The organism is Flavobacterium chryseum (genome assembly GCF_004362015.1).
Lineage (GTDB): Bacteria > Bacteroidota > Bacteroidia > Flavobacteriales > Flavobacteriaceae > Flavobacterium.
The window spans coordinates 413,134-436,065 of record NZ_SNWW01000004.1 but is presented as its reverse complement, the minus strand read 5'-3'; the positions used below and the strand labels follow the sequence as shown (position 1 = coordinate 436,065).

Annotated in this window: 24 protein-coding genes; 20 read left to right on the top strand and 4 right to left on the bottom strand. The window is 32.3% G+C overall.

What is annotated here, in order from left to right; genetic code table 11:
• The first annotated feature begins 128 nt into the window (after positions 1 to 128).
• The 3 genes from EV143_RS10870 (at position 129) to EV143_RS10860 (ending at position 2,298) form a co-directional block, all read left to right on the top strand.
• Positions 129 to 386, top strand: coding sequence for a hypothetical protein (locus EV143_RS10870; protein ID WP_133507951.1), 258 nt, complete (start codon positions 129 to 131; stop codon positions 384 to 386).
• A gap of 144 nt (positions 387 to 530) precedes the next feature.
• A complete protein-coding gene (locus EV143_RS10865) occupies positions 531 to 908 on the top strand; it encodes a hypothetical protein (RefSeq protein WP_133507950.1) in 378 nt (125 codons plus the stop codon).
• 385 nt (positions 909 to 1,293) lie between these two features.
• Positions 1,294 to 2,298, top strand: a complete 1,005-nt coding sequence (locus tag EV143_RS10860) for a chemotaxis protein CheB (RefSeq protein WP_133507949.1) — start codon at positions 1,294 to 1,296, stop codon at positions 2,296 to 2,298.
• A 17-nt stretch (positions 2,299 to 2,315) separates the two neighbouring features.
• Here the strand turns inward: EV143_RS10860 and EV143_RS10855 are convergent, their stop codons facing one another.
• Complete coding sequence (locus EV143_RS10855) at positions 2,316 to 3,548, bottom strand: sensor histidine kinase (RefSeq protein ID WP_133507948.1); 1,233 nt, start codon at positions 3,546 to 3,548, stop codon at positions 2,316 to 2,318.
• 48 nt (positions 3,549 to 3,596) lie between these two features.
• On the opposite strand from EV143_RS10855, the gene EV143_RS21455 reads away from it, so the two are divergent.
• From EV143_RS21455 to EV143_RS10840, 4 genes are all read left to right on the top strand, one after another.
• The gene (locus tag EV143_RS21455; protein WP_166638141.1) at positions 3,597 to 3,758 is read left to right on the top strand and encodes a hypothetical protein; all 162 of its coding nucleotides are present in this window, start codon (positions 3,597 to 3,599) and stop codon (positions 3,756 to 3,758) included.
• 385 nt (positions 3,759 to 4,143) lie between these two features.
• Positions 4,144 to 4,674, top strand: coding sequence for a hypothetical protein (locus EV143_RS10850; protein ID WP_208111266.1), 531 nt, complete (start codon positions 4,144 to 4,146; stop codon positions 4,672 to 4,674).
• A 31-nt stretch (positions 4,675 to 4,705) separates the two neighbouring features.
• On the top strand, positions 4,706 to 5,470 hold the full coding sequence (map, locus tag EV143_RS10845) for a type I methionyl aminopeptidase (RefSeq protein WP_133507947.1): 765 nt from the start codon (positions 4,706 to 4,708) through the stop codon (positions 5,468 to 5,470).
• A gap of 14 nt (positions 5,471 to 5,484) precedes the next feature.
• Positions 5,485 to 6,009, top strand: a complete 525-nt coding sequence (locus EV143_RS10840; protein WP_133507946.1) for a PaaI family thioesterase — start codon at positions 5,485 to 5,487, stop codon at positions 6,007 to 6,009.
• A gap of 40 nt (positions 6,010 to 6,049) precedes the next feature.
• On the opposite strand, the gene EV143_RS10835 is transcribed toward EV143_RS10840, so the two are convergent.
• Positions 6,050 to 7,072, bottom strand: a complete 1,023-nt coding sequence (locus tag EV143_RS10835) for a hypothetical protein (RefSeq protein ID WP_133507945.1) — start codon at positions 7,070 to 7,072, stop codon at positions 6,050 to 6,052.
• 201 nt (positions 7,073 to 7,273) lie between these two features.
• Here EV143_RS10835 and EV143_RS10830 point away from each other — a divergent pair, with 201 nt between their 5' ends.
• From EV143_RS10830 to EV143_RS10790, 9 genes are all read left to right on the top strand, one after another.
• Positions 7,274 to 7,789: an RNA polymerase sigma factor gene (locus EV143_RS10830; protein ID WP_133507944.1), complete on the top strand. Its 516-nt coding sequence runs from the start codon at positions 7,274 to 7,276 to the stop codon at positions 7,787 to 7,789.
• 49 nt (positions 7,790 to 7,838) lie between these two features.
• Positions 7,839 to 8,738, top strand: a complete 900-nt coding sequence (locus tag EV143_RS10825) for a FecR family protein (RefSeq protein WP_133507943.1) — start codon at positions 7,839 to 7,841, stop codon at positions 8,736 to 8,738.
• An 84-nt stretch (positions 8,739 to 8,822) separates the two neighbouring features.
• Positions 8,823 to 11,273, top strand: coding sequence for a carboxypeptidase-like regulatory domain-containing protein (locus EV143_RS10820; protein WP_243739845.1), 2,451 nt, complete (start codon positions 8,823 to 8,825; stop codon positions 11,271 to 11,273).
• A 327-nt stretch (positions 11,274 to 11,600) separates the two neighbouring features.
• Complete coding sequence (locus EV143_RS10815) at positions 11,601 to 12,509, top strand: COG4315 family predicted lipoprotein (protein WP_133507941.1); 909 nt, start codon at positions 11,601 to 11,603, stop codon at positions 12,507 to 12,509.
• Positions 12,510 to 12,767: 258 nt separating this feature from the next.
• Positions 12,768 to 13,163, top strand: a complete 396-nt coding sequence (locus EV143_RS10810; protein WP_133507940.1) for an OB-fold protein — start codon at positions 12,768 to 12,770, stop codon at positions 13,161 to 13,163.
• Positions 13,164 to 13,165: 2 nt separating this feature from the next.
• On the top strand, positions 13,166 to 14,011 hold the full coding sequence (locus EV143_RS10805) for a DUF5777 family beta-barrel protein (RefSeq protein WP_133507939.1): 846 nt from the start codon (positions 13,166 to 13,168) through the stop codon (positions 14,009 to 14,011).
• Positions 14,012 to 14,022: 11 nt separating this feature from the next.
• Positions 14,023 to 14,376: a cytochrome c gene (locus EV143_RS10800; RefSeq protein WP_133507938.1), complete on the top strand. Its 354-nt coding sequence runs from the start codon at positions 14,023 to 14,025 to the stop codon at positions 14,374 to 14,376.
• 14 nt (positions 14,377 to 14,390) lie between these two features.
• Positions 14,391 to 14,936, top strand: coding sequence for a YceI family protein (locus EV143_RS10795; RefSeq protein ID WP_133507937.1), 546 nt, complete (start codon positions 14,391 to 14,393; stop codon positions 14,934 to 14,936).
• Positions 14,937 to 15,296: 360 nt separating this feature from the next.
• A complete protein-coding gene (locus EV143_RS10790; RefSeq protein ID WP_133507936.1) occupies positions 15,297 to 16,763 on the top strand; it encodes a glycoside hydrolase family 130 protein in 1,467 nt (488 codons plus the stop codon).
• 75 nt (positions 16,764 to 16,838) lie between these two features.
• Here the strand turns inward: EV143_RS10790 and EV143_RS10785 are convergent, their stop codons facing one another.
• Both EV143_RS10785 and EV143_RS10780 read right to left on the bottom strand, forming a co-directional pair.
• Positions 16,839 to 17,621: a TIGR03915 family putative DNA repair protein gene (locus tag EV143_RS10785; RefSeq protein WP_133507935.1), complete on the bottom strand. Its 783-nt coding sequence runs from the start codon at positions 17,619 to 17,621 to the stop codon at positions 16,839 to 16,841.
• A gap of 5 nt (positions 17,622 to 17,626) precedes the next feature.
• Complete coding sequence (locus EV143_RS10780; protein ID WP_133507934.1) at positions 17,627 to 18,886, bottom strand: putative DNA modification/repair radical SAM protein; 1,260 nt, start codon at positions 18,884 to 18,886, stop codon at positions 17,627 to 17,629.
• A gap of 332 nt (positions 18,887 to 19,218) precedes the next feature.
• Between EV143_RS10780 and EV143_RS10775 the strand changes: the two genes are divergently transcribed.
• The 4 genes from EV143_RS10775 to EV143_RS10760 all read left to right on the top strand — a co-directional run bounded on the left by EV143_RS10775 (position 19,219) and on the right by EV143_RS10760 (position 22,875).
• Positions 19,219 to 20,538: a serine/threonine-protein kinase gene (locus EV143_RS10775; protein ID WP_133507933.1), complete on the top strand. Its 1,320-nt coding sequence runs from the start codon at positions 19,219 to 19,221 to the stop codon at positions 20,536 to 20,538.
• 3 nt (positions 20,539 to 20,541) lie between these two features.
• Positions 20,542 to 21,240, top strand: a complete 699-nt coding sequence (locus EV143_RS10770) for a PP2C family protein-serine/threonine phosphatase (protein ID WP_133507932.1) — start codon at positions 20,542 to 20,544, stop codon at positions 21,238 to 21,240.
• 145 nt (positions 21,241 to 21,385) lie between these two features.
• Positions 21,386 to 21,958: a DUF6642 family protein gene (locus EV143_RS10765; protein ID WP_133507931.1), complete on the top strand. Its 573-nt coding sequence runs from the start codon at positions 21,386 to 21,388 to the stop codon at positions 21,956 to 21,958.
• Positions 21,955 to 22,875 carry a helix-turn-helix domain-containing protein gene (locus EV143_RS10760; RefSeq protein ID WP_133507930.1) on the top strand — a complete coding sequence of 307 codons (921 nt, stop codon included), beginning with the start codon at positions 21,955 to 21,957 and terminating at the stop codon, positions 22,873 to 22,875. The genes EV143_RS10765 and EV143_RS10760 overlap by 4 nt, the downstream gene beginning before the upstream one ends.
• The last annotated feature ends 57 nt before the right edge of the window (positions 22,876 to 22,932 follow it).

Genomic DNA, 22,932 nt, shown 5'->3' with positions numbered 1-22,932 from the left:
AGGGGTTTTTTATTTAAATTAGCTCTCAACAAGTAGTAAAATTCAGTAAGAAATTTAAAAAAAACGGTGAAAACGGAAAAAGCGACGCTTAAAACAACATTTTTTCAAATTAAGTAATTTAAAAAAGCATGGATATAGTAAAATTTAAAATCACATCAAAAACGATAAAAGTAGAAGTACGCAATTCGAATAATTACGTTTTTAATTTTAATACTGCTTTAGAGATTGAAAAAGAAGACCGGGATGTGTTATTAAAACTATACAATGCATTAGATATGCTTTTTAAGAAAGAAAACACCAGCGAGATCAAAAACTACATTTCTCCGAATCAAACCAATATACTTGACCAGATTTCTGCTGTAGACAATTTAGAGGAGGAAAAATAATACCTAATTCAAATCTATCTCGCAAAATTTATGGTTTAAATAAAGGCGCAATTCACACTATTCGTCATTTTAGAAATCACAATCTTTACCCAAAGTGCCATGCTTTTAATTTTCAGAAGGTTATCTTTAAGAAAATATAAAATTATGTCAGATAAAAACAAAAAGTCGTTTGGAGTTTGGATGGATGCCCACAACGCAACAATCGTAGGAAAAGAAAATGTAGATAATGGAGAATTCGTTATACTTGGACATGTAAAAAATGCGGGACCAGATAATAATTCGAGTGAAAACGCTTCAAATAATCAGGAAATTACCTTAACGCAAAAATTCTTCAAAGAAATTGCAAGTAAGATGCCTAATATTGATCAAATTCATATTACAGGAACGGGACAAAGTCAGGAACAGTTTATTAAATTTTTAGCTGAAACTGCACAATATAAAAATGTAGTATCAAGCGAAAGCACTTCTAATAAAATGAGTGATGAAAATCTTGTGGAATATTTTACGACCTATTTCAATTAGATATTTCCTGAATTCCAATATCATCAAGGCCTTAATTATTTAAGGCCTTTTTAGATTAATAATTTCTCCAAATCTTCCTCAGGCTTTAAAAACACAAATCGACAGCCCTTAATAATGAAATAGATTATCATTGTTATGTAACTTTTGTATGTTATGATAAGATACTTTAGATATAGAAACTACAATAATTTTAGCGTTTTAAAATTAAAACCAAAATTGGTAAAAATTCTGCAACGTAATAACTTATCCTTTATAGTTATAATTTAAGTGAGATCTGAAAAGGCTGGTGTTCCATTTAACACATTAGTCAATTAAAGTATGGCTCATATTTAGGAAAATGTAAATCCACAATCGGGGGATTAAATTATTTAATCAATTAGAAATCATGAAAGAAAATAATCATATAGTTGTTGTTGGAACATCGGCCGGAGGAATGAAGGCGTTAATAGCGTTGGTAGAACAATTGCCAAAAAATTTCCCAGCTCCTTTGTTGATTGTGCAACATATCTCATCAGATGCTACAGGTGAAGCATTGCTTAGTGAATTAAATAAAATTGGAAAGCTCATTTGTGTTCATGCCAAGCAAGGCGAGCAAATTAAAGCCGGACATATCTACCTTGCTCCTTCTGACAATCATTTAATGATCGAAGAAAATGGTTCGGTCTTGATAACCAAAGGAGCGCAGGAAAATCGTTCGCGTCCTGCAATTGACCCTTTATTTAGATCGGCAGCCACTTCTTTTGGCAGTCGAACCATCGGAATTCTTTTAACCGGATATCTTGATGACGGAACCTCGGGATTAATTGCGATTCAGAGATGTGGAGGTATTTGCATTGTTCAGGATCCTGCAGATGCCGATTATCCAGACATGCCTAAAAATGCGCTAAATCAAATGAAACCGGATTATTGCGTGCCAATAGCCGAAATGGGCGGTATTCTTTCTGTTTTGATTTCTGAAAAACCTAAAAAGCAAACACCAATTCCGGAAGATATTATTAAAGAGGTTAAAATTGCCAAACGTGTATTGAGCGATTTGCCGGCGGTAAATTCATTGGGAGAACAGGTTCCGTTTAATTGCCCGGGTTGTGGAGGTGTTTTATGGAAAATGAATGAAGGATCTGATCTTCGCTACAGATGCCACACTGGTCACGCCTACACTGCAGCTGCATTATTAGCGGAACAAACCATGAAAATTGAAGAAACGATGTGGACGGCTTTAAGAATGTTTGAAGAAAGAAAAAACCTTTTAACCACGATGGCACAGGATCAAAAAGGAGCTGTCGCGCAATCAGCCAATGAAAGAGCAAAAATGTCACAGGTTCACATTGATAGAATAAGAGCTATTTTATTAAGTAATGATAATTCCAGCGCAACTGATTCTCCGGTATAATCTTTTATGCTTTGAACTTATAATTCCGGGATATAAATGTCAAATTGGGCTCCTTTACCTTTAGTGCCTTTAGCGGTAATAGTTCCTTCGTGATTTTCAACAATTTTTTTAACGATAGCCAGTCCAATACCGGTGCCCTGAAATTCGATATTGCTATGCAGGCGTCGGAATACTTCAAAAATTCGTGTTTCGTATTCTGCATCAAAACCTATCCCATTGTCAGAAATACTAATATGACAATAGTCTTTATCAGGATTTTTAGACTTTTCATTTATTACTTTTTCTTTAATATTTGCTCTTTTTATTACAATATGAGGTGCTGTGCCTTTTTTTGTAAATTTTAGTGAATTCCCTATTAAGTTACTAAAAAGCTGTCTTAGCTGAAAAGGAATTCCTTTGACTTCGCATAAATCAAACAATTCAATTACGGCATTTTTCTCATCAATCACTTCCTTGTAGTCATTTATAACTTCCTGCGCAAGATCTTCCAGATTTGTATTCATAAATACTTTATCTAATGTATTTGTTCTGGAATAGTCGAGAAGATCTACAATAAGGGCTTGCATTCTATTTGCAGCCACATTAATTCTTGTAAAATAATCTTTCGTATTTTTACTAAATGCATGTTCTTCAGTTTCATTTAATCGGCTAATAAACATTTGGATTTTACGCAACGGCTCTTGCAAATCATGACTCGAAACATAAGCGAAGGATCGCAATTCTATATTCATTTTAACCAGATCATCATTTTTCTGGACTAATTCTGCAGTACGTTCCTGAACCTGCTTTTCAAGTTCATTGGTAAAAGTTTTTTGATTCTGAATATCATTACTTGTTCCTACCCAAATCTGAATATTCCCCATAATGTCTTTTTGTGCTGAGGCATGGCTTAAATGCCATCTGTATTCGCCAGCAGTATTGAGTAAACGATGTTCTATCGAGAAATCAATACCAGTATCAATAGAATCTGACCATAATTTCATGAACTTCGCCTTATCTTCTCTATGGGTAAAACACAACAAACCTCCTTTGTTCATCTCACTTTCGTTTAATCCCGTGTAGTTATAAACCGATTGATTAAAATAGTTAAAATCTCCCTGAGCATCAGCGGTCCAAATTAGCTGAGGAACTGAATCGGCCAGCATTCTGAATTTTTGTTCCCTTCCTAAAAGAAGATCTTCCCGTTCTCTTTCATTGGTAATATCAATTATGGTTCCGATCATTTTTAAAGGTTCGCCATTTTCATCCATAAAAATTTTACCGTGCGACTTAATCCACCTCGCTTCTCCGTCTACCTTATGAATACGAACTACGTATTTATAGTTTACGATGCTGAAATCGTTAACGAATTTTTAAAAAAAATAATTAACGAAAAAAAATATCCTTTTGAATTCGACTATAGAATAGACAATGATGAAAAATGGAAGCTTGCTGATTGGCATTTACAAAGCGTAAGATAATTTCCTGCCAAAAAAGGAATTACAACTTGCAAAATATGAAAAAAGAAATTCAAATATTTATCGTTTTCATTTGTAGCCTATTGTTGTTTTTATTTGCTGAAATTATAATGGGCATATCGTTAACTCAATTCCTTTAACCAATCAACAACAATTGCGCCCAAATTTATTTAATGTTTAACAGCATAGTTTAGCGTATATGATAAGTGGACAAAAAACTTTAGCCATCGAAAATTATCAAAAATCAATTGTTATAAACCAAAAAAACGAAGGTGGAAAGAAAATGCTTGAAAAATTATAGAAAGAGTAGCTATATTAGCAATAAAAAACAGTAAATAACTAATTTTTTTAAGAATAAATTAATAGATTCTATTTAAAAAAATCTAAAATGAACAAAATTATTTATATAACAATTGGAGCATTAATAATTGGAGGAATTGCTTATTATTTTCAAAACAAGAAGAAGGCAAATAATAATCCCGAATCTAAAAAAAACATTATTAAAAATTTCCAGCAGGATAAAGAATTAGACAAATCTGAAAATAATCTTTCCTATTCTGAAAAATTAAATAAAACAAAGATTTTATATCCTTTTAAAAATTGGCGAGAAAATTTTTTTGAGTATGGAATGGAACAATATACAGAAGAGAATTGTAACGCCGCAAAAAATATATTTGACAATTTGATTACCGAGCTAATAGAATTAGGCGAAAATGGAAACAAGAAAGACAAAGAGAAATGCTTTGAATTAGCAGTTAAATCTTTAAATAAATTGAATGAAAAAGAGGAAAGTATTATCGAAACTGGCGAAAGAGAAGATTTATGCGAACTTATTGACCAAATTACAATTGCTTCAGGATTAAATCCCGAAGAATATGCTAAAGGAGAAGGCATATCAGATTTATGGAGAGAATGGTAAACGCCAAAAAAAACTAAAAAAACAAAATACCATGTCAATAAAACGAGAGTCAGAATTAATCGGAATGCAAAAGGCAAGCGAAGCGGTTGCTTATACTTTGAAAGAAATGAGAAACTTTGCCCAACCAGGCATGACGACAAAGGAATTAGACGACTATGGCGGAAAAATTCTGAATGATTTAGGAGCAAAATCAGCGCCTTATTTAACTTATGGTTTTCCTGGATGGACATGTATTAGCGTAAATAATGAATTTTGTCACGGCATTCCGTCTGAAACGAGAATATTGAATGAAGGTGATTTAATTAATATTGATGTTTCGGCAGAATTAGATGGATTTTGGTCAGATAACGGAGGTTCGTTTGTGATTGGCGAAGATAAAAACGGACATCAAAAATTGGTTGACGCATCAAAAGATATTTTACAAAAAGCAATAGACAACATAAAAGGCGGAGTAAAAATTTCTGAGATAGGATATCTTATAGAAACAGAAGCTAAAAAAAGAGGTTACAAAGTCATCAAAAATTTAGGCGGACATGGCATTGGCAGAAGCCTACACGAACAGCCAGATGAATTATTAAACTACAAAAACCGATTTGACCAAAGACGTTTTAAAAAGGATTCTGTTGTTGCTATTGAAACTTTTATTTCAACATCGTCATCTCTTGCTGTAGAACTTAATGACGGCTGGACTATGGTGGGCAACAAAGGCGGTTTTATGGCGCAACACGAACATACTATTGTTGTGACGAATGGCAAACCTATTATATTGACGGAGATGAACGGAATCTGGAATTAAGAAAATAAATTTAAATGTCGATATATAAAACATTAGCAACAATAGGATCAAAGTATATTGGGAAATCAAAACTTTTTAAGTACGGTTTTAATTTGTCGCCTATGTACAGAAGAAGTACCGCCAGAATTATCAATATCTCTGATGATTTATTGAACGTGCAGGTAAAACTTCCTATTAGTTATAAAAACAAAAATTATGTAAATTCTATTTTTGGAGGAAGCATGTTTGCTGCGGTAGATCCAATTCCAATGATTCAGCTGATTAATCTTCTGGACCAAAATTTTGTAGTTTGGGATAAATCAGCGGAGATTTATTTTAAACGTCCGGCTAAAGAAGATTTATATGCTGATTTTACTTTTACTTTAGAAGAACTGGAGGATATTAAAAATAAGATCATTCAACAAAATGAATTAGAAATTGTAAAAACGACCTTGCTTACCAATAAAGAGAAATCTATTACTTTTTGTGAAGTACGCAAAACAATTTATATTGCTGATAAAAGTTATTTCAAAACGAAAAGAGAAAAGAAAAAGCAATAATCTCAGGCTTTTTGCTTTTGATTAAACAGTAATTCATGATTTATTTTTTTTCGAAATAAAGATAATTAGTACTATCAGTTACATCGCGTAATCGGATTTGCGAATTATTAAACTCAAATAATTTCCAATTTTTATTTAATTTACTGAGTAATTCTGAACTAAAATTTAGTTGTAATTCCGTAACACCATTCTGAACTTGGCTTGCCCATTGACCTGTTTCTGAAACCGCTCCTTTGGTAGCGACTACAGATTTGTCACTTTTAAATACAAATGAATATCCGCTATACGAAGCCGTTTTTTCTGTATCATCAAAAAAATAAGGAATATCCCAGGAACCATTTGTTATTGTTGCTGTAAAATCGAGTGTTACAATGTTGTTTTCCGGACAATAATCTATAGCATATTTTATAGCATTTTCGAACTCTAAATTGTTCGTAATCGATTTTGTCTGATTATTGTAATTCACTACAGAAATTGGATATCTTAAAGAAATGTACTGACTTTCGTTCAAATTTTTTATAAAATTAAAAAATGCCTGATCACTTATTATCGATTGAGAACTTGCAACCTGATTGGCGCTGTTGTAAATATTAATTGTTATAGGATAATTGATATTGAGTCCGTTGATTTTGGATAAAAGATCCGGATATTGATTCCAATAATCAATTAAAGAATCAAAATCAGCTTCATTCGGAATCACTTTCTCGATGTAATTGTAGTACACCATTGTTACCGGAAAATCTATTTTTACAATATCATCATCATCAGTACTTGCATTAATATTATCTGCTACTTTTTGATAATCGGCCGTGGTATTAACTGCAATTTGTGCATTATTAACAGTAACGGTATAAGGCAGTTTTATGGTGCAATAAGTAGAGCCGTCGATTACATTATCCTGCACTGTTTGAACCATTGCAACCCTTTGCAAATAAGAGGTAAGAGGAGAAAGCTTTGTAACCGTTCCCTGCGCAGTATTATTATCTTGCTCATCTATCTCATTTTGGCAAGACAATAAGAACAGGAAAACTACTATTGATAAATATTTTTTTAAAGGGAACATATTTATATTTTTACAAAGATAATAAATTTTAAGAAACTGTTTTTTAATAAATTCGGCGTCAAGGGTTTCCATTTTGTTTTTTAAATCGCTAATTATCACAAGAAAAAAACATTTCATCTTGGTATAAAACAATCCGCTTTGCTTTTACCCTACTTAAACTAAAAACAAATACTTTTACATCGTACAAATTGAAAAATCCAAATGCCAAACAAAACCCAATCAAACACTTGTGATGAAATAATATTTTCGTCTTTTTTCAAAAGTCACATAAAAGCACTTCGGAATTTTCTTTTTTACAAATTTGGTAATATAGCGCAGGCAGAAGATGTAGCTCAGGAAGCATTTGTAAAACTTTGGCAAAACTGTGCTTCGGTACCACTGGAAAAAGCAAAATCATATATTTATACTGTTGCAAATAACAGCAGTCTAAATGAAATTGCGCATCAGAAAGTTGTTTTAAGATATGAAAAAAACTTTACAGGCTTAGACAAAACAAACGAAAGTCCGGAATATCTTTTGGAAGAAAAACAATTTCAAACCAAACTTTTGAAAGCCATTGAAAACTTAAACGAAAAACAACGGATCGCTTTTTTGATGCATCGAATTGACGGAAAGAAATACAGCGAAATTGCCTTAGATCTAAACATTAGCGTAAAGGCAGTCGAAAAGCGCATTCATCTGGCTTTGTTAAGCTTACGTAAAGAAATTGATTTATAAAAGTAGGGTAAATTTAGTTCTAATTGTTTTAATGATATAATACAGTACAATGAAAAAAAATCGCTTATTAGCAAAATGGCTCAACAATGATTTATCGCAGGATGAGTTAGCTGAATTTGAAGCAAGTCCCGATTTCGAAAAATATCAAAAAATAAAAAATTATACAGATCATTTAGAAGTAGATGATTTGGATGAAAACAGCATGTTATCTAGTATTCTTAAGCAGAAAAAAGAAACGCCAAAAGTGATTCCATTGTATAAAAAATGGATGTTTCGGGCAGCAGCCGTATTTGTTATGGCTCTTGGAATTACCTTTGTAATGAAATTTTTTATACCTCAAACGCAAACAGCAAATTTGGGAGAAAAAACCACTTTTTCATTACCCGATAATTCTGAAGTAGTACTAAATTCCGGTTCTGAAATAAACTATAAAAAATGGAACTGGGACAACAACAGACGTCTGGAACTAAAAGGAGAAGCTTATTTCAGAGTAGCCAAAGGCAGGCGATTTGAAGTACATACCAGTTTGGGAAAAGTATCGGTTTTAGGAACTCAATTTAACGTTAAGGCCAGAAAAAATAAGTTTGATGTCGTGTGTTATGAAGGACGTGTAAAAGTAAATTATGCTAACACTCAAATTCTACTTACTCATGGACAAAGCGTTAGTTTTGAAAACGGAAAACAAGTTAATAGGAACGTAAATTCATTGCGACCGGAATGGATGGATGATCAAATATCTTTTAATAAAGAAAATATCCGAACCCTATTAGACGAAGTTGAAAGGCAATATAACATTACGATCGAATTAAACGCCAAAGATACAGTCTCCTTATTTACAGGAAAATTACCTGCTAAAAATCTGGATGTAGCCTTGCAAATTATTAGTACAACCTATCATTTAGAGGCTAAAAAAGTCTCGAAAAATAAAATAATTTTTGACGAAAAATAAATGTTCCTCCCCAAACAATTTCATTTTTTGTTTTTTCTTTTTTTCCTTGTCCTGAATGTTTTTGCTCAGGACAAGGGAAAACTTATGCCTTTTAAAAAAATTATAATTGCTATTGAGCAACAGCATCAGGTTAGTTTTAATTATACAGAAGACAATATTGCCGGCCTTGAAATAATTCCTCCAAAAAAATCATTTTCATTAGAACAAAAACTGGAATATCTTGCTAAAAAAACCAATTTGTCTTTTGAAAACATTGGCAACAAATTCATTAATATTTATAAAAAAGATACTGAAGCACCAATAATCTGCGGATATATTTTTTCGAGTACGGATAAAAAACCAATTGAAAACGCCAATATTAGTTTGCTTAACAAAATTCAGGCTACAACTGATTCAAACGGTTATTTTGAATTTAAAAAAGAAGAGGCAACCGTATTTTTAGTCAGTCACGTCGGATTTGTAACCAAACGAATTGTAGCAACTAATACAGATTCTAAAAATTGTCTGCAAACAGTATTAGAACCTGAAATTACGGAGCTTCATGAAATTAAGGCCAATGCTATTTTGGCTTCGGGAATTTCAAAAAACAAGGATGGATCATTTGAAATTAAACCCAAAAAATTTGGTATTCTGCCCGGACTTATTGAACCTGATGCTTTGCAGACGATGCAGCAAATTCCGGGTGTAAACAGTCTGGATGAAAGTGTATCGAGCATCAATGTTCGTGGTGGTACGCACGATCAGAATTTATTTTTGTGGAACGGAATACGAATGTACCAAACGGGACATTTTTTTGGTTTAATATCGGTTTTCAATCCAAATTTGGCCCATACCATTTCTATATATAAAAATGGGAGTTCTGCATTTTACGGCGAAAGTGTTTCGAGTGTAGTCGCTATTTCTTCTACTCCGGAAACAGCAGAAAAGAATTCTTTTAGTGCAGGAATAAATATGATTAATGCTGATGTTTATGCAAAATACAATCTTTCAAAAAAGAGTTATATCGAAATTTCGGCACGTAAATCGATTACTGATTTTGTAGAAACACCTACGTACAAAGAATATTTCAATAAAGTATTTCAAAACACTACCATCACTGATTTTTCACAAAACCAAAATGTAGATTATCAAAGTGATAAAAAATTTGATTTCTATGATGCTACGCTAAAATATGCTCAAAAAATTGGAAGTAAAGACCAAATAGTACTGGATTTAATTACCATTAAAGACAATCTGGAAGTTTTTCAAAGTGCGACTGTCTATAACATGAACACCTCTGAAAATAATGTTTTACGCCAGCAAAACTACGGCGGAAATTTGTCGTGGAAAAGAAACTGGAACAACTTTAATACCACTAAAATTAATGTTTACAACTCCGCTTACGAGCTTCTGGCCAATCAAAAAACAACTTTTGAAAATCAAATCGTAATTCAGGAAAATACGGTTAATAATAATGGAATTAATTTAGAGAATAATCATATCATTAATTCTAAATTCAGTTTTAACGATGGATATCAGTTTAACGAAATTGGTATTACAAATTTAGAGCAGGTAACTAATCCTGATTTCTATCGTAAAGTAAAAGACGTGCTGCGAACGCATGCTTTGATTTTAGAAGGAAAATACAACGATACAATTTCTAAAGTATATTTTAAGGCGGGAACGCGCATCAATTATATCGAAAAATTTAAAAAGTATATTGTAGAACCCAGAATTCAGTTTGGCTATGGCATTAATAAAAATCTAAATTTAGAATTGCTTGGCGAGCTAAAAAGTCAAAATTCCCAACAAATTATTGATCTGCAAAAAGATTATTTTGGTATCGAAAAAAGACGTTGGATTATCTCTAATAACACAACAATTCCTATTCAGAAAAGCAAACAAGTATCCTTAAATTTATTCTATCAAAAGAATGACTGGCTGCTGGATATCGAAAATTTTTATAAAAAAGTAAATGGCATTACAACTTCAAGTCAGGGTTTTCAGAACCAGCTAGAGTTTGTTAAAACAACCGGTGATTATGAAATTTGGGGAATGGAAACGCTTATTCAAAAAAAAATGAATCACTTTCTGACCTGGTTAAGCTATACGTATAACCATAATGATTATCATTTTATTAATTATGAATATCCAAGTTTCCCTAACAACTTTGAGTTAATGCATACTATATCGTGGGCAGGAATTTATGAGAAAAATAATTTCAAAATTGCCCTGGGTACAAAATGGTCTTCGGGCAGACCAAAAACTTCTCCTATCACTTCTCAAATTGACCCTTCAGATCCTGTTTTGGTTTACAATAAACCCAACAATACCAATCTGCATGTTTTTTCGCAGGTTAATATTTCCTCTACTTACAAATGGGAAACTGCAAACGGAATTCAATACAAATTAGGAATATCTATCTTAAATATACTAAACAGGAAAAATGAAATCAGCGAATATTATAGAATAAGTTCGCTAACAAATTCTATCGAAGAAGTCGAAACTTTTTCGCTGCAAAGAACTCCAAATCTGAGTTTTAGAGTTTCATTATAACACTATTTCTACTAGGTTTTTACAAAATCCTGTACTTCTTTTTTTATTTTTTTTACAAAACATCAATTCTTTGGTAGGGTAATCTGCATTAAAGCTGTTTTACTATTGAATCCTATTAAAAGAATAACAGATGAATCCCCTAAAAAACTTTTTACATCAGGGCTATTTTTTTTACAACAGTTCGTAACAATAAACTATAAGATTATTGAACGAAATGCGCATTGAAACAAGCATGAATTCCTGATGAATAATCAAACTATAAAAAGCTTTACTGTTTTTGTAAAGTCTATTTCTCCCTTTTATATAATTAATCTAATCAAAACAACAATGAAATTAAAACACATTAAATTCGCTTTAGTTGCTGTTGCAGCAACAACATTTTTCGTAAGCTGTAGTAGTGATAATAGTGACACGCCTACTCCAACTCCCCCAACTACGGAATTAAAAACAGAAGTTAACCTTTCTACAAGTGCGACATTAGGTTCTTATCTTTCAGATAAAACCGGAAGATCTTTATATTTTTTCTCAACAGATGCAAACGGACAATCATCTTGTACAGGTGGATGTGAAGCTTTATGGCCTCCATTTGTAGTAGATAATTTAACTGCTGATAAATTAGGTACAGGATTAACGCTATCCGATTTTGCTACTATAACTACTGCATCGGGTAAAAAACAGGTTACTTATAAAGGATGGCCGTTGTATTACTATGCACCCGTTTCCGGAGCTGATCCTTACGGAAATGCAGGAACTAATACTATAGAAGCTGCAGGTAAAACATCAGGAGACGGAGTTGGTGGCATTTGGTTTATCGCAAAACCGGATTATTCTATTATGATTGTAAGAAGCCAGCTTTTAGGTCATGACGGAAAAAACTACAAATCAGATTATACGGTTGGCGATGGCGTAACAACCTATTTTACAGATGCAAAAGGTTTAACCTTGTACACTTTTAAAAATGATAATTTCCAGAAAAACAATTTCACAAAAGCAGATTTTTCTAACAATGCTGTATGGCCAATTTATGAAACATACAAAATTGTAGTTCCTTCTGTTCTTGATAAGTCTAAGTTTTCTGTAATTACGGTTTTTGGTAAATCACAACTGGTTTACAACGGTTGGCCTTTGTATTATTTCGGACAAGATGCCAGCGTTAGAGGTGCTAACAAAGGAATTAGTTTTCCTGCCCCGGCTGTTTGGCCTGTACCTGTAAAAGATTTGCCACTGGCGATCTAAAACACAAAATAATGTAGCCTATTGGTGTAATTAATTTTAACACATAGAAACATAGAATTATTGAACTCAAAAAAGGCGTTTCACTTGCATCAATAAACATAGCTATGTGAGAAACGTGTTTCTTTTGATTTACTTTTTTTCAAAATCATAAATTTATGTTTCTATGTGCTTAATAAAACATTTGTGAATGACCAAACAGGTGAAATAATAAAAAGAAACATTCCGGTACTCTACTGCAAAAATTAAATCACAAATCACATGAATAAAACAAAAATCAAGGTTCTGATATTTTTATTAGTGATAAGTTTTGGCCCCTACTATATCTATCAAAATATTTTATACAAAGATGCCAGAGACATCAATAATGAAAAATCATTACTTACCATTTCTGCTAAAAACTTAGAAGAAGAATATACCGTCGATCCTACGAAAGGAGACTCAAAGTATTTAAATAAAACCATCGAAATTGAAGGAAGAGTTTCAGAAGTTACAGATTCTTCGATGACAATTGACGGCAAAGTATTTTGTAAAATGAATGAAAAGGCAAAAATGACTTTCATGAACAAACAAATCAATATCAAAGGAAGATGTATCGGTTTTGATGATTTATTCGGAGTAGTAAAATTTGATCAATGCAGTATACAACAACATTAAATATGAAAAAAAAGATATTCATAATAGCCAGTTTTTTAATCTGTCTATATAGTAATGCTCAGGAGGATTTACTTTCCAGCCTGGATTCGACACAAGTTGAAGATAAAAATGCAACAGCCACATTTAAGGCTTTACAAATTATAACGCTGCAATCGACAAAATTACCGGCTAAAAAAGAATTTTATATGGTTATATCGCACCGATTTGGCACTGTAAAAGGCGGAATTTCTGAGTTTTTTGGTTTTGATGATGCAACGACAAAAATCGGAGGAATTTACGGAATTACAGATTGGCTTTCTGTAAGTGCATCGCATCACACTTTGTTAAAAATGAATGAGGCATCATTAAAATATAGACTTATAAGACAAAACGATCGGTTTCCCGTAGATATAGTTGGTTATAGTACAATAGATTTTAATAGTGGATTAAAAAAAGACGATTATCCTAAAATTGAATTCTCTGACCGCTTAACTTTTGTAAATCAAGTTCTTATTTCAAGAAAATTCTCTGAAAAACTATCTCTGGAATTGGCACCTTCATTCATTCATAAAAACTTATATAATCCTGATATAGAAAATGATGACCAATTTACATTGAGTGCCGGCGGAAGATTAAAATTGACCAAAAGGCTTTCTCTTAATTTAGAATATGGTGAAAATTTTAATAAACCTGATTTTTACAACAATCCATTATCAGTTGGACTGGACATAGAAACCGGTGGTCATATTTTTCAATTAATTTTTACAAATTCTCAATCTATGACCGAAAGCGGTTACCTAACAAGTGCTGCCGGCGATTGGGGCAAAGGCGATTTTTTCTTTGGGTTTAATTTATATAGAGTTTTTTAAAAGTACAAAATATGAAAAAATATATTTATTTATCGGCCATTATCTTATCATTATACGGTTGTGAATCTACTACTTACGAAAGTCTGGAAGAAGAACCGGAAGTAATTGTAGGCAAAGTCACTTACACTGCAAATGCTAAGGCCATTATTGATGCAAATTGTATTGCGTGTCATGCTTCAGGAGGAACGCTTACACCTCTTGAAACGTATGCCGAAGTTAAGGACGCTATGCAAAATACTAATTTATTAGACAGAATTCAGCGCCAAAACGGAACTCCGGGACAAATGCCAAGAGCAGGAAGAATGGCTCAGGATAAAATAAATACAATTCTGCAATGGAATACGGATGGATTATTAGAAAACTAATCAATACTTAAAAAATGAAAAAAGGAATTGTAATGCTATTTTTATTGGTTGGAATATTTCATGTTTCGGCTCAAAAATATGCAACAAAAACAGGGAATTTAAAATTTGAAGCTTCGGCTGATTCTTTTGAAGAAGTGGCTGCAGAAAATAAAAACACATCTGCCATATTAGAAACATCGACGGGAGATATTGCGGTATTAACGTTAATGAAAGGATTTCGTTTTAAAGTAGCTTTAATGGAAGAGCACTTTAATGAAAATTATGTAGAATCAGACAAGTTTCCTAAAGCATCTTTTAAAGGAAAAGTGGAAGATTTTGATGTATCTAAACTTTCAGCTACGCCAAAAATCTTTAAAATTACCGGAGATCTGACTTTGCACGGAAAAACAAAAAAAGTAACCGTAAATGCCAAAATTTTGAAAGCTGATGATAAAATCACGATCACAGGAAATTTTGACGTAAAAGCAGAAGATTTTGCAATTGAAATACCAAAACTGGTCAGCAAAAAAATATCGGATAAAATAAAGGTGAGTTTGAACTTATCGCTCACCAAATTGTAAAATTATATTTGCCTGGTTATTTTTCTAAAGTGCTAAATTGAAAGATTTAGCACTTTTTTATGTTTTTAAAGCTTTTTAAGCAGCAGACAATTTAGTTGTTAAACACATTCAGATCTCAATCTTTGAGTTCGGATATTAAGAAATACTACGCGAATAACAATTTTAACAAAAATAAAGTTTTTTTTAGTTAACAAAATTATTAACTTGTTATTGAATTAGAACTAATACATTCGTATTAATCTTGTTTGAAACAGGACTACTTCTACATTTTTCTAAAAACAAATTATAGCGTAGCATTCCTGAAATAATTTTATTAAACATAAAAATAAATTCATTTTTATTGTAATTAAAAAATAAACTATGCGAGTATCCGTAATCAGAAAAGATATAAAATTTACCCCAGATTCTAAAAGAGTTGTTGCCCGATATTTTATGAATGGCGAAGAGCGAACACAACAAATGGTGAAGCGCATTATGGTACTTAATGAAAAACAAGTACTAGAAACTTTAGAACAAACACTTCGTGAATTTGCCAGACGTCATCGAAATATTTCGGCTATATTTTTTAGACATTGCGAAAAAATAAAGCCTTTGATAGAGGCTATGCAAATTGATTATGAAGCCTTATCTCTGGATCGAAAAATGCTGATTGGCTCTTTTTGTACCATGGAATATGCTATCGAGTCTGCCGCTATTTTCAATCCTTCAATTGTAGAAGATTTTGACCAGTCTGGTTTAGCATTAGGAGAAAAACGTGTTATTATTTCTTTTCGTGCCACGGGTGAAGGTCACATTTCCTCTATTGTTTTTAGAAGAGGAATTCTGGATAAGGACAATAACCTGCTGGTAATGAAAATTGGCCACAATATTGACAAAGCCGAGATTGAGCACAAAACTTTATTCAACAAAGAACGATTTCTGCTGAAATTATCTGAAATGCATACGCAGGATAAATATATAGAGCAAATTATGCAGGATTTGCCCAATGAATTTGAATTTGCCATATTAAAAGATATGGTAAGTAAAGCATTAAGTGACTCATCGATTCGTCAGGAAAGAAAAACGGCATTGGAAGAAATACTTTGGTTAGCGAATTCATTTTATGATTTGCAGTTCAAGCACGATTCTGATATTACAGAACGCGTTATTTTTCCAATATCTGAATCTGAAAGCCGAGGAATTGAAGACGCACGTTTTGTTCGCTTTATTGATGATGATAATTCTGTTCGTATCATGGCGACCTACACCGCTTATAATGGTCACGCTATATTGCCAAAACTTATTTCTACCGAAGATTTTTACACGTTTAGAGTGATGCCTTTGCATGGTGTTGGAGCTCAAAATAAAAACCTCGCATTATTTCCGAGAAAAATAAAAGGCAAATATGCGATGCTTGCCCGAATTGACGGTGTTAACAATTACATCATGTATTCTGACAGAGTTACGCAATGGAACAATCCGATTCTTTTACAAGAACCACGCTATACATGGGAACTTACACAAATAGGAAATTGCGGATCGCCACTTTGGACTCCTGAAGGCTGGCTTGTTATTACGCACGGTGTAGGAACAATGAGACGTTATTGCATTGGTGCTTCCTTGTTAGACCTTGAAGATCCGTCTAAAGAAATTGGAAGACTAAGCGAGCCTTTACTTTCCCCACTTGAAGACGAGCGAGAAGGTTATGTACCAAATGTTGTGTATTCCTGCGGTGCAATTATTCACAACAACAGTTTGATATTGCCTTATGCTGTATCTGATTATTCTTCTACTTATGCTGTAGTGGATATGGTAGAATTATTAGATGCTTTGAAAAAAAGTAAATAGCAAATAAATTATAGTTATAAAGTATTAGGTAATTTTAAAGTGTAAAATCACCTAATACTTTTTTCTTTTAAACGATTAAACTCTTCCTTTTAAATCAGGAATTTTCTCTGTCAAATTCTTCCAGTATCGTTTTGGCATATGCTTAATATGAAGTTTCATGTTTTTTCTGGATTCAATATTTACGCTGTTGAAAAAACAACGCCAAAGACTCTGAAAAAATTCCTCCTGTTCATCGCATATTTCAGCCAGGAATTTAGAAGAATTAGAATCTGTATTAAATTGCAATTCTATAGTTGAAACATTTTCAAGGTCATAGTAAATACCATATTTGCGCTTTGCATCGTATATTAACCAACGTTGGTCTGCGTAGCGTTTTTTAAAATGGCTTTCAATAACTGGCAAGACATTACAATCAGGTTCAACAATGGCATAATATAATTTATCTTTTGTGAGTTTAAAACGCACAAAGGCTTCCATGCGGTGCGCTTCTCTTCTGGTCATTCTGGTTGCATTTCTTAAGTTCCAAACTGCACTGTTGCTAAAATCTCCTTCAATATTTTTTGGACTTGCCAATGTATATTTCGCAAATTGAAACATAATTTGTTCGATCTCCTCCACATCAGAAAAAAATGCTTTGTAAAAGTCTGAAAATCCTCCTGGTGAAAGGCGTTTTTTCAATCCGCTTAAAACACGGTTTGCTTTTTCTTCCTCTGTCGTTACATTATGGTGCGTCGAAAAAAGCAAAGCTGCTGAAGCTTCATTTTTAGCAAAAACAACATCATCAAATTTATATTCATAAATTTCAAATACCGCTGTTAGCCAGCCTTCAAAAGTTCCGTCATAAATTAGCTGTATCATCTCAATTAAAATAAAGCAAGTTGATTCGAGAAGTCATTTTTATATTTACTGTTTTGAAGATTTAAAATTTGATCTTTAATTTGAATTGAAGTTAAATCCCGCTGCAACTGAAATGGCGTTGCAAAAGCCAGAAAATATTTGGCGCGCGTGTAAGCAATTCCCAATTTTTTTAAATCATCTGGAACCAGTTTTTTAAATTGTCTCGCCGCTACAATTTTTTTGGCGCTCAAATAGCCAATTCCGGGAATGCGTTTTATCAATTCTAAATCGGCCGTATTAATATCAACCGGAAATTGGTTGAGGTTTCGCAAAGCCCAACCCAGTTTCGGGTCGATGTCAAGATCAAGATTTGGCTGATTGAAACCTACAATTTCATTTACATTAAATCCGTAAAAACGAACCAACCAATCGGCCTGATACAAACGGTTTTCACGTATTATAGGAACCGGAGTTCCAATAGCCGGAAGCCTGCTGTCATAACTAATAGGCACATATCCCGAATAATAAACCCGCTTCATATTCATCTTCTGATAAAAATAATCTGCCATACCCAGAATTTCCAGATCACTTTCTTTTGTGGCGCCAATAACCATTTGTGTACTTTGCCCTGCGGGAGCAAAAACGGGTGTTTTATAGTTTAATTTTTTTTCTTCTTTATGACCAACGATTTCATTTTTCAGATATTCCATTGGTTTAATGACATCAATATGGTTTTTATCCGGAGCCAATAATTTTAGACTTTGTTCGGTTGGCATTTCGACATTTACACTTAAACGATCGGCATAAATTCCGGCTTGTTTCATCAATTCATCGCTTGCGCCCGGAATGGCTTTTAGGTGAATATATCCATTAAAGTTTTCCTCCAAACGCAATTTCTTGGCAATTCGAACCAAACGTTCCATCGTATAATCGGGATTATCAAAAATACCCGAACTCAAAAATAATCCTTCAATATAATTTCTTCTGTAAAAACCAATGGTTAGATCAACCACTTCCTGCACCGTAAAAGCGGCTCTTTTAATATCATTGCTTTTTCTGCTTACGCAATACGCGCAATCGAAAATGCAATGGTTCGTCAGTAGAATTTTTAGTAATGATACACAACGTCCGTCTTCGGTGTAAGCATGACAAATACCGTAACCTTTTGCATCTCCTAGTCCTTTATCTTTATTCTGACGCTTGCTCCCACTAGACGAACACGAGACATCATATTTTGCCGCATCGGCTAATATGCTCAACTTCTCCATCACTCTCTCGTTTACCATTTTGACTTTTTTATTTGATTTGGAAATGAAAAATTCATTACATCAAAATTAGTTATAGATCATCACAAATAACTGATTTCGATTGTTCTAAATTGTATCAAAATACTTTAACATATAAATATTAATTTTCAAGTTTTTGACTTTTAGGATTTATTCTTATGTTAAATCAGGTATTTATACTTAGTCTTTATTTTATAATTATTATGATGTTTGTGAGATTGTTAATTCTACTTTACAAGAACTTAATAATATTTTCAGAATTAATTTTATAACTAAATTTCAGTTTATTAAGATCTTCAAAAAAACTCATAACTAACTAAAAACCAATTAATATGGAGTTCAAATTTATCATAAACAAAGGGAATGGAGGATTTGGAATTGTGGATAAAGTATCAGATACAAATGGTGTTGAATATGCAAAGAAAACTTTTTCAATAAATCAAGGGCCAAGTTTTCCAAAAGAACTTGAAGAAAATGTCAAGAAAAGATTCATTAGAGAAGCCAAAATTCAAAATGAAATTAATCATTATAATATTGTTCCAATTACACATACATTTTTAGAAGAAGAACCACCATATTTTGTAATGAAACTTGCCGAAGCTTCGTTATATGAAGATATGATGAAAGACTTAACACTTGGTGGTAAATTTATGGATTGTATCTTGGATATTCTAGCTGGTCTTGAAGAATTACACTCAATGGAAATTTATCATCGAGACTTAAAACCGGCAAATATACTTCGTTTTAAAAATGGACGCGATTACTATGCGATTGGAGATTTTGGATTAATGTCAATAAATCAAACTCGACTTTCTTCACTAACTCAGACTGGAATGAGAATGGGTTCTGATTATTACACAGCACCCGAAATTGTTAAAGATTTAAAAAATTCAAGTGCACAATCTGATATATATTCTATAGGTTGTATAATTCACGATTTCATTGGTAATGAAGAACGGATACCCTGTGGAGAAATAGATGAAGATAATGAATATTCTGGTATTCTACGAAATTGCACGAGAAAAGATCCATCTAGAAGATTTAAATCTGTAAAAGATTTAAGAGAAGCATTATTATCTTTGGGAGAAATAGATTTAAGCTCAAAAACTACAGAAAATGAAGAATTATTTGCATATTTAGAAAAAGAACCAGAAGATATAAGTGAGGATTATTGGAATAAAATAATTTCATTTATTGAAGATAAATTTGATCATGAAGACTCATCCCTCTTAATGCAAAAAATTACAATCTTTCAATTAAATTTTCTTTTAGATAATTATATTAATCATGGAAATAGATTAGGAATATTATATGCACGATGGATTAGAAATACAGCTTTTAATTTTGAATATTGTGACGCCCTTTCAATAAAACTTTCTAAATTTATCGATGTTTGTAAATTAAACGTTAAGTCTGAATGTCTAATGGCAATGCTTTATCTAGGAACTGGACATAATAGATGGTATGTTGAGCGTATGTTTGTAAGTTATGTAACCCATAAAATGGAAATAAATTTAGCAAAAAGATTAGCTATTGAATTCATTACAGATTCATCTAAAGCAAAACAAGCTATTATACATCTCACTCATTCAATAAGTCTTTCAATTAATACTTTACATCCCCAATTGATTACTGCCTATAAAAAAATATAAAAAATGGAAATATATCAATTTACAGAAATTGGTCCCCGAACTGAAAATCAAGATTCATTTGGAATTAAAAATCAAAATAATATTTTGATCGCTTGTGTAGCTGATGGAGTCGGAGGAGCAAACAATGGTAAATTTGCATCTCAACTTAGCGTTGATAAATTTCTTGAATCTGTTCATTCATATGAAGACAACCTTGCTTTAATTATAGAATCAATACATAATACAGTATTAGATTATCAAGAAAAAGATTCTAATTATAAAGGGATGGCAACTACATTTACAGCCTGCTTAATTTCGAAAAATAAACTCAAAGGTATACATCTCGGAGATAGTAGACTTTGCGTTTTGAGAAGAAATGGTATTAAACAATTAACTCAAAATCACACAGAAGCTAAAAGATTATATAAGGCTGGAAAGCTATCTTTCGAAGAAATGAATAATTATCCTAGAAAAAATGTAATTGAAAGCGCAATAGGTATGAAAGATAAAATTTTAATTCAACCTTTTTATTTCGATTTAGAGCCTAAAGATAGAATAATAATTACATCAGATGGGATTCATGAGCTAATAAGTAAAATTGAGTTTCGGGATTTATCAATTAAAAATAAAAACTTAAATATTTTTGGAGATGAGTTAGCCTCTTTAGTTAAAAGCAAAAAAATGATTGACAATTCTACTTTTGTAATAATAGAAATCACTTAATATTAAATTTTTACCTTTGTATCAATAATAATATTTTTATTTATTAATTTAAAAAACAAGTTAAAATCCAAATCTCATAACAGTTTCTCCATATAAAAAAATATATTTGTCAAAGCAGTTTTTCCAAGAACCAAAAGACAATAATATGGATACTGAAAAATTTATTTTCTGCCTCGAAGGTGTTCCGGATGTAGATGAAATCATAACTACAGATGTGGTCAAAAATCTGGAAGAAATTGCGATTGACCAAGGTATTGCGAGCATTTATAAAACCTGTGACACAATTGAAGGTTTAGAAGAAAGTTTGAATGTATTGCTTTATGAAGATCATAATTTTAAGGATTATGAAATTATTTATCTGGTAATGCCGGGTCAGGAAAACAATATTTGCCTTCATGATTATTATTACAGTCTTGAAGAAATTGCCGAACTTTTTGAAGGAAAAATGAAAGGAAAAGTGATTCATTTTGCCAACAAAAAAATATTAGATTTAAGCGAAGAAGAAGCACAATATTTTCTGGATGTAACCGGCGCGCGCGCTATTTCGGGTTACGGATCTACTTATAATAAAATTGCAAGCTGCAGCACGATTGATAAAGCGTTTTTTAGTTTATATCAGGACAACGACGATCTTATTGAGGTTGTAGAAGAATTGTATCAAAAACATCATGCACTTTGCCAATTGCTTGATTTTAGATTGTACTATTTTAAGCAATGAAAACAAAACCCGATGAAAAAGTAAAAACATACGGCGCCAAAGGATTTCGTGACCGATTTCTTGGTGAAGAGAATCCGATGCATTTACTTTTTAAATCGAATTCTGATCATTTTTTTTGTTTAAAAATGGAAGAAATGATGGGATTACAATACCCCGTTCCGGCTTGTAAACACAGCTGTCACACTTTACTATTTATTACTTCGGGATTTCACGAAATGAAAGTAGGTTACGAAGAATATCAAACAGTTTCGAATGAAATTATTATGGTTCCCGCTGGTCAGATTTTTTCGATTAAAGATGTTAATACTAAACATACAGGTTACGTTTGCCACTTTCATCCTGATATTTTAATTGGGAAATACGCCAACCGCGAAATACTTAATGAATTTGATTTTTTAAAAATATCGGGAAATCCCAAAATAACTTTGACAAATGATGAGGTTCATGCTGTAACTTCTGTTTTAAATCGGTTAGAAAAAGAATACACTGAAAATGACACCGCAAACCTGAATATTGTGCAGGCCTATTTAATTGCTTTGTTTTATGAAATGAATAAAAATTCGGTTAAACCTTCTAAAAGTATTTCGGCGGCTGAAGTTATTACGGGTAAGTTTAAGGAATTAATTCATGAGAATATCAAAACCCATCATCAGGTTAAGTATTACGCTTCAGAACTTAATATTACGCCAAATCATTTAAACAAATCGGTAAAAGCTGTAACTGGCAAGTCGGCAGCTCAATGGATTGATGAAACCATTTTATTAGAAGCTAAATATTTACTGTTTCAAACTACACTTTCTGTCAGTGAAATCGCAATACAAGTTGGGCATGAGGATCATTCTTACTTTAGCCGTTTCTTTAAAAAACAGGAAGGAATTACGCCTGTTCAATATCGAAAATTGATTGATAAGTCCTAATTATTGATTACGAAATCCTAGAAAAATAGTGGCACTTTGGTTGAAATTTGCACGGTA